Origin of the sequence: Variovorax sp. KK3, from assembly GCF_001984055.1 — a bacterium.
In the GTDB taxonomy this organism is placed as follows: Bacteria; Pseudomonadota; Gammaproteobacteria; order Burkholderiales; family Burkholderiaceae_C; genus Variovorax.
The window spans coordinates 48,551-63,783 of record NZ_LYVO01000016.1; the positions used below are offsets into that span (position 1 = coordinate 48,551).

20 protein-coding genes are annotated in these 15,233 nt (G+C 64.4%); 6 read left to right on the forward strand and 14 right to left on the reverse strand.

Annotated elements, in window-relative coordinates; all coding sequences use genetic code 11:
* The first annotated feature begins 92 nt into the window (after positions 1-92).
* The 5 genes from B0W80_RS10250 (at position 93) to B0W80_RS10270 (ending at position 3,182) form a co-directional block, all read left to right on the forward strand.
* Positions 93-917 (forward strand): phytochelatin synthase family protein, encoded by an 825-nt coding sequence (locus tag B0W80_RS10250; RefSeq protein ID WP_076999028.1) that lies wholly within the window; start codon positions 93-95, stop codon positions 915-917.
* Positions 918-1,108: 191 nt separating this feature from the next.
* A complete protein-coding gene (locus B0W80_RS10255) occupies positions 1,109-1,570 on the forward strand; it encodes a hypothetical protein (protein ID WP_076999029.1) in 462 nt (153 codons plus the stop codon).
* Between the two features lie 106 nt (positions 1,571-1,676).
* Entirely contained in the window at positions 1,677-1,838 is a 162-nt protein-coding gene (locus tag B0W80_RS10260; protein WP_076999030.1) for a DUF2256 domain-containing protein, read from the forward strand.
* Positions 1,839-1,870: 32 nt separating this feature from the next.
* Entirely contained in the window at positions 1,871-2,569 is a 699-nt protein-coding gene (locus B0W80_RS10265; RefSeq protein ID WP_076999031.1) for an SDR family NAD(P)-dependent oxidoreductase, read from the forward strand.
* A gap of 136 nt (positions 2,570-2,705) precedes the next feature.
* A complete protein-coding gene (locus B0W80_RS10270) occupies positions 2,706-3,182 on the forward strand; it encodes a hypothetical protein (protein WP_076999032.1) in 477 nt (158 codons plus the stop codon).
* 25 nt (positions 3,183-3,207) lie between these two features.
* Here B0W80_RS10270 and B0W80_RS10275 read toward each other — a convergent pair whose 3' ends face one another.
* On the reverse strand, positions 3,208-3,789 hold the full coding sequence (locus tag B0W80_RS10275) for a DUF427 domain-containing protein (protein WP_083745290.1): 582 nt from the start codon (positions 3,787-3,789) through the stop codon (positions 3,208-3,210).
* A gap of 47 nt (positions 3,790-3,836) precedes the next feature.
* Here B0W80_RS10275 and B0W80_RS10280 point away from each other — a divergent pair, with 47 nt between their 5' ends.
* A complete protein-coding gene (locus B0W80_RS10280; protein ID WP_076999034.1) occupies positions 3,837-4,301 on the forward strand; it encodes a CopD family protein in 465 nt (154 codons plus the stop codon).
* A 96-nt stretch (positions 4,302-4,397) separates the two neighbouring features.
* Here the strand turns inward: B0W80_RS10280 and B0W80_RS10285 are convergent, their stop codons facing one another.
* The 13 genes from B0W80_RS10285 to B0W80_RS10345 form a co-directional block, all read right to left on the reverse strand.
* Positions 4,398-4,934 carry an isoprenylcysteine carboxylmethyltransferase family protein gene (locus tag B0W80_RS10285; RefSeq protein ID WP_143684551.1) on the reverse strand — a complete coding sequence of 179 codons (537 nt, stop codon included), beginning with the start codon at positions 4,932-4,934 and terminating at the stop codon, positions 4,398-4,400.
* Between the two features lie 77 nt (positions 4,935-5,011).
* Positions 5,012-5,554 (reverse strand): RNA polymerase sigma factor, encoded by a 543-nt coding sequence (locus B0W80_RS10290; protein ID WP_076999035.1) that lies wholly within the window; start codon positions 5,552-5,554, stop codon positions 5,012-5,014.
* Positions 5,551-5,763, reverse strand: coding sequence for a DUF2892 domain-containing protein (locus tag B0W80_RS10295; RefSeq protein WP_076999036.1), 213 nt, complete (start codon positions 5,761-5,763; stop codon positions 5,551-5,553). Before B0W80_RS10295 ends, B0W80_RS10290 begins: the two co-directional genes overlap by 4 nt.
* Before the next feature lie 103 nt (positions 5,764-5,866).
* The gene (locus tag B0W80_RS10300; protein WP_076999037.1) at positions 5,867-6,988 is read right to left on the reverse strand and encodes a hypothetical protein; all 1,122 of its coding nucleotides are present in this window, start codon (positions 6,986-6,988) and stop codon (positions 5,867-5,869) included.
* Between the two features lie 350 nt (positions 6,989-7,338).
* Positions 7,339-8,547 (reverse strand): MFS transporter, encoded by a 1,209-nt coding sequence (locus tag B0W80_RS10305; RefSeq protein ID WP_076999038.1) that lies wholly within the window; start codon positions 8,545-8,547, stop codon positions 7,339-7,341.
* Positions 8,547-9,281 (reverse strand): arsenical resistance protein ArsH, encoded by a 735-nt coding sequence (gene arsH, locus B0W80_RS10310; RefSeq protein ID WP_076999039.1) that lies wholly within the window; start codon positions 9,279-9,281, stop codon positions 8,547-8,549. The genes B0W80_RS10305 and arsH overlap by 1 nt, the downstream gene beginning before the upstream one ends.
* Positions 9,253-10,311, reverse strand: coding sequence for an ACR3 family arsenite efflux transporter (gene arsB, locus B0W80_RS10315; RefSeq protein WP_076999040.1), 1,059 nt, complete (start codon positions 10,309-10,311; stop codon positions 9,253-9,255). The genes arsH and arsB overlap by 29 nt, the downstream gene beginning before the upstream one ends.
* A gap of 9 nt (positions 10,312-10,320) precedes the next feature.
* Positions 10,321-10,818, reverse strand: a complete 498-nt coding sequence (locus tag B0W80_RS10320) for an arsenate reductase ArsC (protein WP_076999041.1) — start codon at positions 10,816-10,818, stop codon at positions 10,321-10,323.
* On the reverse strand, positions 10,815-11,312 hold the full coding sequence (locus B0W80_RS10325) for an arsenate reductase ArsC (protein WP_076999042.1): 498 nt from the start codon (positions 11,310-11,312) through the stop codon (positions 10,815-10,817). The genes B0W80_RS10320 and B0W80_RS10325 overlap by 4 nt, the downstream gene beginning before the upstream one ends.
* Positions 11,313-11,319: 7 nt before the next feature.
* Positions 11,320-11,805: an ArsI/CadI family heavy metal resistance metalloenzyme gene (locus B0W80_RS10330; RefSeq protein ID WP_076999043.1), complete on the reverse strand. Its 486-nt coding sequence runs from the start codon at positions 11,803-11,805 to the stop codon at positions 11,320-11,322.
* A gap of 10 nt (positions 11,806-11,815) precedes the next feature.
* Positions 11,816-12,139: a helix-turn-helix transcriptional regulator gene (locus tag B0W80_RS10335; RefSeq protein WP_076999044.1), complete on the reverse strand. Its 324-nt coding sequence runs from the start codon at positions 12,137-12,139 to the stop codon at positions 11,816-11,818.
* Positions 12,140-12,530: 391 nt separating this feature from the next.
* On the reverse strand, positions 12,531-13,508 hold the full coding sequence (locus tag B0W80_RS10340) for a GTP-binding protein (protein ID WP_076999045.1): 978 nt from the start codon (positions 13,506-13,508) through the stop codon (positions 12,531-12,533).
* Positions 13,509-13,520: 12 nt separating this feature from the next.
* The gene (locus B0W80_RS10345; RefSeq protein ID WP_076999046.1) at positions 13,521-15,203 is read right to left on the reverse strand and encodes an amidohydrolase; all 1,683 of its coding nucleotides are present in this window, start codon (positions 15,201-15,203) and stop codon (positions 13,521-13,523) included.
* Positions 15,204-15,233: the final 30 nt, after the last annotated feature.

The window sequence follows — 15,233 nt, forward strand, 5'->3', positions numbered from 1 at the left end:
GGCGCAGGGGAGGCGCGCCGCCACTAGACTGTGCTGCCTGCGACCTCGCAGAATCCAAGCACAGGGCCGCTGCCGAGCAGCGACATTCAGCCATGAACACACTGACGCGCTTCGCTCTCGCGCTGCTCTCGGCGGCGATTCTGGGATGCCAGTCGGCACCGCCGCCGCCCACCGCAGCGAGCACGCCGCCGATCGACGCACCGGCGGCCCAAGCCGCGCTGCTGCCGTTCGCATCCGACGAAGGCCTGCGCCGCCTGGCCAGCGCCGACGCCAAGCGCAACTTCGCAGCGCTCGCGAACCAGTTCGAAGCCCAGATCAACGGAACCTTCTGCGGCCCGACCACGGCGGCCATCGTGCTCAATGCCGTGCACACCCGCAGCGCCGACCTGCCACGCGACCGTGAACGCCTGCGTGACGGCGACCTGAAGAACCTGCCGCCCGGCGCCGACTTGATCGTGCCGCGCTACACCCAGGACAACGTGATCCCCAAGGGCGCGAAGACCCGCGCGCAGGTGCTCGGCGAGCCGATGCTGATCAACGGCCAGAGCAAGCGCGACTTCGGCTATCAACTCCGCCAGTTCGACGAGATGCTGCGCGGCAACGGCCTCGTCACCCGTGCCGTGGTCGTCGACGACCGCATGCCCGAAGCCACGATCAGAGCGGAACTCATCGCCGCGCTGAACCGGCCCGACACCTACGCCGTCATCAACTACCGCCGCGAGGCCGTGGGGCAAAAGGGCGGCGGGCACATTTCGCCGCTTGGTGCGTACGACAAGGGTTCGGACTCCTTCCTCGTGCTCGACGTGAATCCGGCGGCGGCGAGCTGGGTGTGGATGCCGACGGCGACGTTGGTGCGGGGGATGAGGACCTTCGACACCTTGGAGAACCGGGGGTACGTGATCGTGTCGGTGCGTTGAGGGTCGACGAACATCCCTCTTCGAAAGCACGAGCCGGAAGATTTTCATGATGGCGCCGAACGGCGATCGCATCCATCGTCAGATGTGGGGATGAATCGCGCTTCTCACCGACACATCCGTGGCCCCTGGCGATAGCATTGCCTGGCGCCCGCCGTCCGGCTCGGGCATTGGCAAAGTGCGGGGAACACGCGATGGATCAACCGGCATGGTTCAAACAACTCGCATGGCAGGGCGGGGTGCACGTCGCGGCCCTCAACGAGAACCGCGCGCAGGTGCCTGAATTCACAGGCTGCTACGTTTTCACCGTGGGCAAGGTGCCTGTTGCCCCGGGACGCGTGTTGTATGTCGGAGAGGCGGCGCGCCAGTCTCTCCGCAGGCGCGTCGCTTCTTACTTGACCGACTTCCGAAGCAGGCCGGGCCCGCGCGGCCGGCAACACAAGGGCAAGGCCTTCATCCTCGAAGCACGCCAAAGGTCAGGTGACCACGGCATCTACGTCCAATGGGTGGAATACGGCGCAAGCCCCGCTGACATCCACACGCTCGAAGCCAGCTTGATCAACTACCTGAACCCTGCGGCCAACGATCGTGTGGAGGAAGAGAGGCATCCGGTGCTCGCGGAATGGGAGCGTTTGAATCCACGGTTGATTCGGTGAGCGCATCGGTGGACTGCGGCAGTCCGATGGGCAGAAGCTGCGATTCGATCATCAGCGCGAACCGCGTACTTGTCGGATAGTCTTCAGGGCCGGAGTTCCCGAGCCGATGCACCGCAAACCGCACCTTCCCGAAAAAACCTGCCCAAGCTGTGGGCGGCGCTTCAGCTGGCGTAAGAAGTGGGCCAGTGTGTGGGACGAAGTCAAATACTGCTCCGAGCGCTGCCGGCGCAACCGCGCCAACTCGCAGCCGCCGAGCGCGTCGCCGTGACCGGGCTCTGCGCGCGACAAGCCGTCAACCCCATGCAATCACTGCCATCTGCCTACCGCGCCCTCGTGATTGGCGCCTCGGGCGCCATCGGTGGCGCCCTGGTCACCTCGTTGCGCGCAGACCCGCGCTGCGGCTCTGTCCTCGCGTTGGGGCGGGCAAGCGCGCCAGCGCTGGACTTCGAGTCCCCAGCCAGCATCGCCGAAGCCGCGCAAGCACTGAGCGCGCAGGGCCCGTGGCACCTGGTGGTGGTGGCCACCGGCATGCTGCAAGGCCCCACGGGCAGCCCTGAGAAGCGCTTGAGCGATGTCGGCGCGCAGCACATGGCCGCGAGCTTCGCGGTCAACACGATCGGGCCGGCGCTGGCGTTGGCGCACTTGGCACCGCAACTGGCGCGCGACGAGCGCAGTGTGTTCGCCGTGCTGTCGGCCAAGCTCGGCAGCATCGGCGACAACCGGCTGGGCGGCTGGTATAGCTATCGTGCCTCCAAAACGGCGCTCAACATGGTGATCAAGACGGCAGCGATCGAGATGGCTCGCACCCACCCCCGCGCCGTGCTCGCTGCGATGCATCCGGGTACCGTGGACTCCCGCCTCTCGGCGCCGTTTCGCGGCGCGCAGATCGGGCGGCCTGCCGAGCTTGCGGCAAACGATCTCCTCGCCGTGCTCGACAGGTTGAGCCCGGCGGACAGCGGAGGATTCTGGGCTTACGACGGTGAGCGCCTGCCGTGGTGAAGACTCCGTTCGCTCGCGGCTAGGCAAGCTATGCGCCACATGCACTTCGGGGCGATGTCCCCGAACCGTTACCCTCGGGAACTCGAACTCTTCGCGACGCGCGCAAGCGCTTCCTTTTTCAGTCCCACCCTTGCCAATGACCGAACCGATTGCCCCCATCCAGGAACCCACGCTATGGAGCGACGAGCGCTGGACCGCGCGCGTCATCAAGAACGAAGACGACGACGGATGGGCGGTGTCGATGACGCGGCATGGCGACCCGGAGCCTGCGCTGGTCGGCCCGTGGACCATGGGCCGCGACAAGAAGAACCCGAAGCCGCTCGACGCGCCTGCCTTTCACACACTGGTCAAGACCGCCACCGAAGTGCTGCGCCGCCACGAGCAGCAACTGCATGCGCGGCTCCACAAGAGCGTGAGCGTCGGTGCGGGCTCGGAGCGCGTCCGGGTGTCCTTGCAGATCGTTCCTGATGAGGACAACCCGCATGCCATCTTGAGCGCGGTCGACGAATCGGGCGACACGCTCGGCGAAGTGCGCGTGCCGCCGACCTTCAAGCTGAACGCGGACACCGCTTCCGCCTGGATCGAAGGCGGCTATGAGCGGCCTTCGCGCTGATTCGCCGAACAAGGAACGCTGCGCATCACCACCCGGCCGAGCCGGGCGAGCCCTTGAACGGGCCGACGAGTTCGGGCGTGATCCAACCGGCGTAGAAGCGACCCGGCTGCGCCAACACGCGAACATCATCGACCAGGCACTCGAGCTGTTGCGGATAGAACGCGACGTGGTCGCGCAATGCCGCGTAGGTCAGTTCAGGCTGAGGGTAGAACCATGCCGCCGCTTCGAAGCGTTGCTTGCCGGCAATGACCGTCAGGTAGTGCGCCTCGCCTTTCCACTCGCAATGCGAAGTGCCTGCTGCCGCGGTCAACGCATCGGGTCGCACATCGGCTCGCGGCAGATAGAAGGTCGGCGGGCTGGCGGTTTCGAGCAGGCGCAACGCGTTGCGGGTGCGCGCGATCTCTACATCGCCACTGCGCACGACGATCTCGCGCCGGTCGGCCTCGATGCGCGGCGGGCGCGGATAGTCCCACACCGATTCCTGGCCGGGGCCCGGCGTTTCCGCGAAGGGTGGGCGGGCATCGCCCACATGGCGCCATTGCGCGCGTGCATGTTGGAGCCGCGCGATCTCTTCGGCACTGTCGTTTAGGGATCTTCGGGAAGTCATGCGGCATTCTTGCGTCGCGACGGCCCCGAAGTCGACTACGCTGCGGCATGCCCATCCTCCCTTCCGTCCTACTCCTCCTCCATCTTCTTGCCGCCACCTTCTGGGTCGGCGGCATGGCCATCATGCATTTCGCCGTTCGCCCGGCCGCCGTCGAGATGCTCGAACCGCCGAAGCGACTGGGCTTCATGGTCGGCGCGCTCTCGCGGTTCTTCGTCGGCGTGTCCGTGTCGATCGTCGTGTTGCTCGCGAGCGGCCTCTGGATGGTGATGCTCGCCGGCGGCTTCGGCCGTGTGCACTGGAGCGTGCATGCGATGTTTGGGATCGGCTTGCTCATGATGGCTCTGTTCCTGCACATCCGGTTCGCGCCCTATCCGAGGCTGCGCCGCGCCGTTGCGGCCAGTGAATGGCCGCTTGCCGCTGCGCAACTGGGGAGCATTCGCAAGCTGGTGGCAGTGAATCTTGGGCTTGGCGTGTTGGTGTTTGTCGTTGCCGTGCTTGGTCGGGCGATGTAGTACGAGCATGAAGCGGGGGTGCAGGCATCGCGCCGTATGCCCGCATTGCAGCGCGCCTGGACCACCGGCATTGGCCAGAAGCGTACGCTCAGTGAATCATTCCGGCCGCCACGGGCTCATCCTCGGTATCCAGCGCGGGACGGCGGCGCGGAAGGCCTCGTACTCTTTTCCGAACGTCTGCTCGAGCATGGGTTCTTCGTATGCCAAGACGAAGACGTGAAACAAGAGCCAGAGCAGCGCCCCATACCCGATGAGTCGCGAATCGCACAACAGCAACGCTTGACCCAGAATGATGGCAATGACCGCGACGTATATCGGATTGCGCACATAACGGTAGAGCCCGGTCACCACGAGGTTCAGGGGCGGCGCGATGGGCGCGGGGGTGCCGAGACCCTGCAGCGCGAACCGCGCGAATGCGTCAACGAGCCCAGGCACGCCGGCCAGAATCATCATCGCGCCGAGGCCGCGTATGGGCTCCAGACCCAGGAACGGCGGCTGGATCTGCCAACCTGTGATCGACCATGGAACGAGCGCCGCGAGCGTACACGGGGCGACGACGAAGAAAGCCGCCGAGCCCAGGACGGCGATGGATCGCCGCATGGCGGTTCCCGACATTCGTCGATGCGAGTTCATGGCGACCTCCTTGGACAGAACGGCTCAGCTTCCCGTTGCCGAATGGTTTCGACGATGGGCTCTTGCTAGAAACTGCTTCACTTTTCACCTCCGCGCGATTCATCGCCTTGCAGGTATTCGCGCAAGAGAGCCCGACCGCGATGAATACGGCTCTTGCATGCCTCGCGGGTGATTCGCAAGCGATTTGCCGCCTCGGCGATGGTCAGCTGCTCCATGTCGCGCAGCAGGATCACTTCACGGTAGATCTCCGGTAGCGACTCCAGCGCATGGACGACGTCGATGCGCAACTCGTCCTTCGGCACCTGCGCAAAGTGCTCGGCCTCGTGTCGCTCCGTCAGTTCTTCCGCACCCCGTATCAGCGCCAGCGCTGGGAGCATGCACAACCGGGTGACCACACGGAATATCCAGCCCGCGATGGCCAGAGGATCGCGCACACTGCCCAGGCGGCGATAAAGCACGATCAGCGCTTCCTGAACGACGTCCTCAATGGCCGTCGTGCGATGGCACTGGTGCCTGGCATAGCGGCGGATGTCGGGTTGCAGTTCGCGCAGCATCTTCTCCAGAGCGACTGGATCGCCGGCCTGGGCGGCGGCAAACAGGGCTGCATCGACCCGGATCACCTTGGACTTTCCAACAGCTTGCGGCCCACCATGGCACACGCGGGACAGAAGCCGATCAGCCCGGTCAGCGCCGTCAGCACGCCACTCGCAGCAAACACCAGGCCGAGCAACGTCGGACCGATCTGCGTGAGTGAGCAGGCCACCATCAACGCACCACCGATCACCCGCGCCCAGCGTTCCTTGAGACCCACGTTCTTGCGGTAAAACATCTCGTCACCCCGAACTGCCCGATCACAGCGAGCATCGTAGACAAGGAGGGGCGTTTGGTCGAAAAGGATTCAATGGGTCGTCGAAGCGATAGCGACGGATTCTTCAGCCTCCGCCCGCCCCACCAGATGCTCTCTCTAGGCCACTCAAACTGCCGTTCCTCAGCAGGCGAACAAACTCCACCAAGGTAATCGCGACCGCAATCGCTATCAGGACAAGCAACGGCATCAGTATTCGATTGTCCAAGAGGGCTTGGACAATCAAAACGCTGCCGAGAGGAAGAACGATGGCGGCGATTGTGGTGATAGCACCGAACGCTGCGAACGCTCTGAAAATCCACGCCTCAAGACGGTTCCTTGTTTTCCAGGACTGGTAGGCGATCCATGGCTCGGAGTCGTCAATCTTGGCATCTCGGAGTTGATAAATGGCGTGAGCCAGACTCACAGCAACATACAGCGCCAGTATCCCGATCGCAATGCCGACCCAAGGCGAAAGCACCTCCACCTGAAGCACTGGGATCTTGATAACTTGCTCACGAAAGATCTTCAGGACCTTTCCATAGACGCCTTCTGCTTTGTCGCCAGGCACGAGCCACGGCGACGCAAGATAGATCAACTGACTCTCAACTGCCGCAAGATCCAACGAGCCGTTCTCTTCGACTGGTTCGTCAGGCTTCTCTGCATTCTGCTGAACGAGGATCCACTTCTTGGAGGTCTTCTCTGCAACTCCAGTCCATTTGGTTTCACCATCGGCCAAGAGGACTCGATACACAATGCCAGGGCGAGCCAGCGACTCTAGCGAGTAACTTTGATAAGTTGTGGCGTTGGCTCCTGTGTACAACTTCTCCCAAGCCAACCGCTTTTCAATCAAGCTCGCCTCGCTTGCAGAAGGCTCCTTGTTTCGCGTAAACGAGAAGACTTGATCAGCCGATGTAAGCACCCCGCCTCTGACATCTTCTCCCTTGAATTCGTCCCTGATCACACCAAGAATCGAGCCGCTCCTCGGTGCCATCATGGGTGCAAGATCAAACTTGGCTTGGTGCTGGCCGCCGAGGCGGCCATCATTTCCAAACTCCGCTTTGATCAAGGCTGCAACGAATGCGCGCCGTTCGATGTCCTCAATGGTCTTGGCCAAGCGAACTGGCCCGGCAGTAAGGGTGATGGCCGTCAAGAAGATGACGAGCCCGGCGACGGAAAGCCCTTTGATGCGCTTGATCTGTTCTTTCATCTCGAAGCCTCCAGTGGCGGAACCGGTTGACACTGCCGCCGTGCACTCTGATTGAACGCTGAGCCGTTCCGTGCGCGCACGGGATGAGTCACACGCGAGCCTATACAAGGCTGAAGCGACAAGGGTTCGGGCTTTCCCCTCATCAATCGAAGGGAGGCGAGGCACGGAATGACGATCCTAGGCCTGACAACGAGGAATCGCTTCACCCCAACGCCATTCAAGTCGTGAGGCTGTCCTCGCCGACTGTCATTCTTTCGATGGGCTGGTCCCGCTTGCGCGACACCAGTATCGTGTCTACCCAATGCCGACTCCGATCTTCAGGAGTGGCAAGAGGCGAAGCTAGAGCAGCTTCAGTTGCTGGATGCGCCGCGCGGGGCGTGCAGCCGTTCCTCGTCTTCACCCGCCCGGAGCATCATCAGCGCGGCGAAGGCGATAGCGCCAAGGCCGCCAGAAAGCCAGAGTGCGCCGGCGCCCCATCGGTCCAGGCAAAGCCCGAAAAGCCACGGCGACAGTGCCTGTGCGATCCGGGCAGGAACCATGAGCAGCCCCTGCCTCGCTCCGTAGCCCTGCGGCCCGAAGAGCACCAGGGGCAGGGTGCCTTTGGCAATCGTCAGGATGCCATTGCCCGCACCGTGGAAAATCACGAACACAGCCGCCATTGGCGCACCGGCCAGCGCGAGGAGCGCAGCGCCTGCAGGGTGCATGAGCGTCGCCAAGCGCGCGGAAAGAAGCGGGTGGACTTTCCGCAGCACGCTGAACTCCAGGATTCGCGCGCCGACTTGGGCTGGGCCGACCAACGCGCCGAAGGCCACGGCCGCTGCGAGCGTGGCCCCGCCGGCCATCAGAAGCCTGGGGAGGTGTGCAGCCATCGCAGTGCTGATGAACCAGGTGATGGCGAACACCACGGCGAGCAGCAGCGATGCCTTGAGCGGGCTGCTCGCGTTCGAGTATTTCCCGACGCTGGCGATCGGGTCACTGTCTGCGCTCGGCGCCGCGGCAGCTGTTGGCAGCAGCCAGTTCAACGGCAGCGCAAGGAAGACGTGCAGCGCGGCCCATCCGAAGCATGCGCCCCTCCATCCAAACTGCGACTCGAGGAATGTGGAAAGAGGCCATCCCACAGTGCTGGCGAACCCGGCGATGAGTGTGATGCCGGTAATCGCACCGCGCGAATCCCGGCCGTAGAGCCGCACCAGGCCCGCGAAGGCGGCTTCGTAGAGCCCGCTTCCCATGCCGACCCCCAGGATCGCCCAGGCGAGCAGAAGCCCGACGATGCCGTTCGCCGACCCAAGGAGCACCAGGCCGGCGGCGAAGACCAGATTGGTTGTCATCAGCACGGGCCGGCCGCCCCATCGATCGATGCATCGCCCTGCATAGGGGCCGAGCAGCGCAGAAATGACCAACGCGAAGGAGAACGCGGCGAAGACCGTGGGCGTCTGCAGGTCGAGGTCCGTCGCCATCGGCGCGGCCAGCATGGCGGGCAGGTAGTACGACGACGCCCATGCCAGCGTCTGCGTGGTGCCGAGCGCCACAACGACGCTGGAACGGTTCGAGAGAGGCATCAGATGGCCGAGCGCAAGTTGACCCGCTTCGAAAGCTGCTCTGCGCTCTCCTTGCGCTCGCTGTACCGGTCCACCAGATAGGCGGCCGATCCTCGCGTCATCAGTGTGAACTTGACCAGCTCTTCCATCACGTCGACGACCCGGTCGTAGAACGAAGAGGGTTTCATGCGTCCCTGCTCGTCGAATTCCAGGAACGCCTTGGCGACCGACGACTGGTTGGGGATCGTGATCATGCGCATCCAGCGGCCAAGCACGCGCAACTGGTTTACCGCGTTGAATGACTGGGAGCCTCCCGATACTTCCATCACGGCCAACGTCTTCCCCTGCGTTGGGCGAACCGCGCCGACGGACAGCGGAATCCAATCAATCTGCGCCTTCATGATCCCCGTCATCGCCCCGTGGCGTTCGGGCGAAGTCCAGACCATGCCTTCTGACCACTGCGCCAGCGCGCGCAGTTCCTGGACCTTGGGATGACTCTCGGGCGCGTCATCGGGCAACGGTAGTCCTCGGGGGTCAAAGACCCTCGGCTCGGCACCCATGGCGTGCAGCAGGCGGGCTGCTTCTTCGGTCAGCAGGCGGCTGAAGGAACGCTCGCGCGCGGAGCCGTACAACAGCAGGATTCTCGGCGGGTGAGTGGGGCGATGCGCCGGGATCAGTTTGCCAACAGTGGGAACTTGAAGAAGAGCCTCGTCGACGTTTGGCAGCTCAGGATTCATACCAATCACGGGATGCATTCACCACCTTCACTACCGCCAACATGATGGGAACTTCGATCAACACGCCCACGACGGTCGCCAGCGCGGCACCCGAATGGAAGCCGAAGAGGCTGATGGCGGCAGCCACGGCCAGCTCGAAGAAGTTGGATGCGCCGATCAGCGCAGAAGGACAGGCGATGCTGTGCTTCTCGCCCACCTTGCGGTTGAGCCAGTAGGCCAGCCCTGAGTTGAAGACCACCTGGATCAGGATCGGCACGGCCAGCATCGCGATGACGAGCGGCTGGTCGATGATCGCGCGGCCCTGGAATGCAAAAAGCAGCACGAGCGTCAGCAGCAGTGCCGCGATGGACCATGGCCCGATGCGATGCATCACGCGTTCGGATTCGGCAGGGCCTGCTTTCAGCAGTCGCCGACGCCAGAGCTGCGCAAAGATGACCGGCAGCACGATGTAGAGCACCACCGAGGTGATCAGTGTGTCCCAGGGCACGGCAATCGCGGACATGCCGAGCAGCAGGGCCACGATCGGCGCAAAGGCGAACACCATGATGGCGTCGTTGAGTGCCACCTGAGACAGAGTGAAGACGGGATCCCCGCCGGTCAGCCGGCTCCGCACGAAGACCATGGCGGTGCACGGCGCGGCGGCCAGCAGGATCAGGCCTGCGACGTAGCTGTCGAGTTGCTCGGCCGGCAGGTGGCCCGCGAAGACCTGGCGCACGAAGAGCCAAGCCAGGAACGCCATCGAGAATGGCTTGACGGCCCAGTTGATAAAGAGCGTGACGCCGATGCCGCGCCAGTGGTTCCCGACGTTCGCGAGGGCCGCGAAGTCGACTCTCAGCAGCATCGGGATGATCATGGCCCAGATGAGTAAGCCCACCGGGATGTTGACCCGCGCGACCTCCAGCCGGCCCACCGCCTGGAAGACGTTGGGCAGCCATTGCCCGAGCGCAATGCCGACCACGATGCACAGGAACACCCAGACGGTCAGGTAGCGCTCGAAGACGCTCATGGAAGCCACGCGTGCGGGCTTGCTGTCGATCACGGCACTCATTGGCGGCTATCAGTTCGAGGAAATTCGCTGCAGATGAGCCTGCAACTCGTCGTTGCTCATCTCGTCCAGGCGGTCGAGCTGGACCAACTGCAGCATGCGGTAGCCCAGGGCTTGGCGGGTCAGCTCGAAGGCCTGCCGCTTGGCCTCGTCACCCCCCGTCGCGTTCGAAGGATCGGGGTATCCCCAGTGCACCTTGACCGGGGTGCCGGGCCAGTAGGGGCAGACTTCCGCGGCCGCGCTGTCGCACACGGTAATGACGGCGCGCATCTGGGGTGCATCAGGCGAAGCGAACTCGTCCCAGCTCTTGCTGCGGTAGCTTGAAGTGTCAACGCCTGCCCCCTGCAGCGCTTCGATTGCGAACGGGTTGATACGCCCGCTCGGGCTGCTGCCGGCGCTGAAGGCCCGGACGTCCTTGCCGAGCTTCTTCGCCCAGTGGTTCAGCATGCCCTCGGAGAGCACACTGCGCGCCGAGTTGTGCGTGCAGAGGATCAGGATGTTCGTCGTCACTTGAGCTTTCCGATCTCGCGCACTTCATGCTGGATCGCCATGCGTTCCAGCTTGGCCATTGGCAGGGACAACATGAACTCCACTCGGCGTTTGAGCGTCACCGCGGTGTCCATGAAGGCGCGCTTTTTCTCTTCGTCGGTGCCTTCGACCGCGGCAGGGTCGGGCAGACCCCAGTGCGCGGTGATTGGCTGGCCAGGCCAGACGGGGCAGACCTCGCCGGCGGCCTGATCGCAGACCGTGATGACGAAGTCCATGGACGCGGCTCCGTCTTTGGCGAACTCGCCCCAGCTCTTGCTGCGGTAGCCGACGTCTGGGATGTGCATGCTGCGCAGGGTTGCGAGTGCAAGAGGGTGCACTTCGCCTCTCGGATGGCTGCCCGCGGAGAAGGCTTTGAATCGGCCGTTGCCGAGCTGGTTCAGCAGGCCCTCGGCGAGCACGGAGCGTGCCGAGTTGCCCGTGCAGATGAAGAGCACGTTGTGGATGGTGTGGGTCATGGAGTTCTCAGCAGCAGGCCGATGCAGATTTGGCGGGGATGGAATGAGCGTTGACGCGAGGGGCAGATGGCGCGCAGCAGGCGCCGCCAGTCACCTCTGCCGCGGCGGCCGGGCGAGACTCACCGTAGATCTCAGCGCGTTCAAGGGTCCGGTAGTGTTCCCACGCAATGCCTTGTGGGTCGGTGACCCAGTGCTTTTCACTGCGTGCGTAGCAGCAAACCGTCTCGCCCTCATCGAGCAGCGTTTGGTCGGCCGACTGGGCACGCGCCTTCAACTCGGCGAGTTCGGCTTCGTCCTCGGCTTGGAAGCCGAGATGGTCGACGCCGCGGTCTGAACCACGCGTCGAAATTGCAAAGTTGACACGAGGGTCATCGAGCATCCATTTCGCATAGTCGGCCTCGATACGCGCGGGCTCTGTCGCGAAGAGCTTGGAGTAGAACGCGACGCTCTTGCCTGAGTCATCGACATGCAGATGGACGTGGAAGCGCTTCATGATGTCGCCTTCAGCAGGCGCAATCGTTAGCGGTGGTAGGCAAGCAGGCTTCGCCCTGGCAGCAGTTCTCGGTGAGGTAACCGAGCAACGCATTCATGCGATCGAAGGCGGCGCGGTAGATGAGGTTTCGCCCCTGGCGCTCCTGTGAGACCAGGCCCGCATGCATCAGCTCCTTGAGATGGAATGACAGGCTGGTGGAGGGAACGGCAATCGCCTCGACCAAAGCGCTCGGCGTCAATCCTTCGGGACCCGCGACGACCAAGCACCGGAATACCTGCAGGCGTACGGGTTGAGCCAGCGCAGCGAGGGATCGAACAACTTCATTTGCTTCCATAGTTCAAAGATAGTTGGATAATTAAATCAATGCAAGCAGTTGCTGCCCCTTTTTGTGCTGTTTCAGCATCGGCTGTGCATCGAACCCCCCCTGCGTTCAAGTACCTGCCAACCCGCCTGAGTGATTTCACGAACCACAACTCCCGGCTGAGGGAGTCCGCCTAGTGGATCGACTACGACCTTGACGATCGCTTCTACGAGACCGGCATGGACGAGAAAGCTGGCGTCCTTAAAGTCACGGTCGTCGAGCAGCGTGAATGGAAAACGCTCGTGGGCGATGCAGTGCAGCAGCGTGATGGCGGAACGAGGAAGCGGTGATTCTTGGGACATCCGACGAGACTACGCGGCGGTCGGAAATATCCCAAACTGGGATATCCAGCTTGAGCCACGGCCTACAGACCGAACGCAGCTTGCAACGCGGATTCGGGCAGCGCCCCTTTCAACCCAATGGCCACCACCGCGGCCCCGTCGTGGGGAACTGCGGCCTTCCGCACCGCCCCATGCCGCCCCGCAAACTGAATCTCCGACCATTCACCGTCGCCAGTCCTGACCAGCCCCTTCAACCGAAGCAGCCCACCCGGCGCATCACGCAGCCACGCGCGCAGTTCACTCGCATCGAAGACCCGCTCAGGCCGACAAGACCACGTGTCGAACAGCGCACCGTGGTCATGACCGTGACCATGATCGTCGTGATCGTCGGCATCGTGTCCATGCGCGCACCCTGACACCGCACAGCCCTCAGGCTCACGCACCCCAGCCAGCGACAGCCCCTCAAGCAACACCATCGGCACTTCCGCCTGCAAAGTCTCGATCTGCGGCGTCTTCCCAGCAATCCCCGTCACCCACTCACGCACCCGCCCCAGCGCATCCTCATCCACCCGATCGACCTTGTTGACCACCACCAGGTCCGCAGCCTTCACCTGCCGCTCCAACGTATCCGTCAACAACGGATCACGCGCCTGCGCCAACACCGCCCCCGCATCCACCAGCACGATGACGCCTTCGAGCACCAGCTCGGGCGCCGCCATGCCCATCTGCGCGATGCGCCACGGGTCGGACACGCCGCTCGCCTCGATCACGACCGCCTCGAAAGGCACGGGCGCCTCCAGCACCTGGATCAGCGCGCGCGTCAGGTCGTCGCCGATCTGGCAGCAGACGCAGCCGTTGGTGAGGGCGATGGTGTCGCCGTTCGCGCCATTGCCCTCGATCAGCGCCGCATCGATGTTGAGTGCGCCGAAGTCGTTGACCAGCACGGCCATGCGCCGGCCCTTGGCCTCGCGCAGCCAGCGGTTGAGCAGGGTGGTCTTGCCCGCGCCCAGAAACCCGCCGATGACGGTGAGCGGAATGCGTGCCGCAGGCCGGGTCACCATGCGGTGCCTGCCTCAGCCGCGGCCGGCCTCGAACACGCGGCCCGAGAGCACGGTGCCCCACACGCGCACGTCCTTGAGCTTCATCGGGTCGATGGCCAGCGGGTCGTCGTCGAGCACGCAGAAGTCGGCGCGCTTGCCGCATTCGATGCTGCCGACTTCGTGGTCGAGCTTCAGCGTCCATGCCGCGCCGAGCGTGATGGCGCGCAGCGCCTGCGGCACGCTGATGCGTTCGGCGGGGCCGAGCAGGCGGCCCTTGGGCGTGATGCGGTTGACGGCGCACCAGGCGGTGAAGAAGGGGCCGAGCGGCGTGACGGGTGCATCGGAATGGAAGGCGAGCGGCACGCCGGCGGCGAGGGCGCTGCCGCAGGCATCGAGCCGATGCGCACGGTCGGGGCCCATGGTCATCTCGTAGTGCTGATCGCCCCAGTACCAGATGTGGTTCGCGAAGAGGTTGGCGCTCAGGCCCAGCGCGGCCATGCGGCGGAACATCGGCGCATCGATCATCTGGCCGTGCTGCAGCGTGTGCCGATGGCCGGGGCGCGGGGCGCGGGCCAGCACGCGTTCGATGGCGTCGATGGCCACCTCGCTGGCCTCGTCGCCGTTGGTGTGCGTGTGGATGGTGAGGCCGGCGCGGTGGTAGGCCTCGAAGTCGGCTTCGTACTGCGCGGGCGCGGTCACCCAGATGCCGTTGGGCGCGCCGTTGAAGTGGCCGGGCCAGCGCAGCCTGGCTGAAAAGCCCTGGATCGATCCGTCGAGCATCATCTTGACCAGGCCGTAGCGCAGGCGGTCGGTGTTGCGCGGCATCAGGCTCAGCACGTGCTCTGCGCCCTGCGGCGCGCCATGCGTGCCGTGAAAGGCCTGGAAGGCGGGGAGGATGCGCACGCGGCAGTCGTCTTCGCCGGTCACGGTTTCGAGCACGCTGCGGTCTTCTTCGGTGAGCTTGTTGACCAGGTCGGTGGCGGTGGTCACGCCCTGCATGCAGGCCAGTCGGCCGAAGGAGCGGATGCCGTCGGCGGTCATGGGTGCGAGCAGGCCGGCGTTGCCGATCTTGCGCAGCACCAGGAACATGGCGGCGGGCTCCTGCAGCTCGCCGGTGGGCTCGCCGGGCGTGGGGCCGCCTTCGGCGAACTTGACGACGCCTTCGACCTCGTTGTCGCGGGTGATCTCGGCCAGCGACAGCATGGCGGTGTTGACGTTCATCAGGTGGCCGTTGGCATGGCCGATGACGATGGGGCGGGTGGCGCTCGCGCGGTCGACGTGCGCGACGGTCATGCGCTCGCCGCCGAAGTAGATGGGGTCGAAGCCCCAGGCGATGAGGGGCTCGCTCTGCGGCTTGCCTTCTTCGTCCATCTTGCGAGCGACTTCGGCCAGGCGCTCGACCACGGCGTCCATCGAGCGCAGGCCGCTCCACACCCGGCCTTCGGGGTCGCGGCGGTCGAACCAGCCGAGGTACGTCCAGTCCCACATGCTGCCTTCCTTCAGGTGGCAGTGGCCTTCGACCAGGCCGGGCATCAGCACCTGGTCGGCAAAGCGTTCGTCGAGCGTGAATGCGCCCCAGCCGCGGATCTCGTCCAGCGTGCCGACCGCGAGCACCCGGCCTTCGCGCACGGCCACGTGGGTGGCTTCGGGCTGCATCGGGTTCATGGTGATGATCTTGCGGGCGGCGTAGACGGTGATGGCGTTGGTCGGGGTCATGGGTCGTCGGAAGAAGAACGAAGAGCAGAA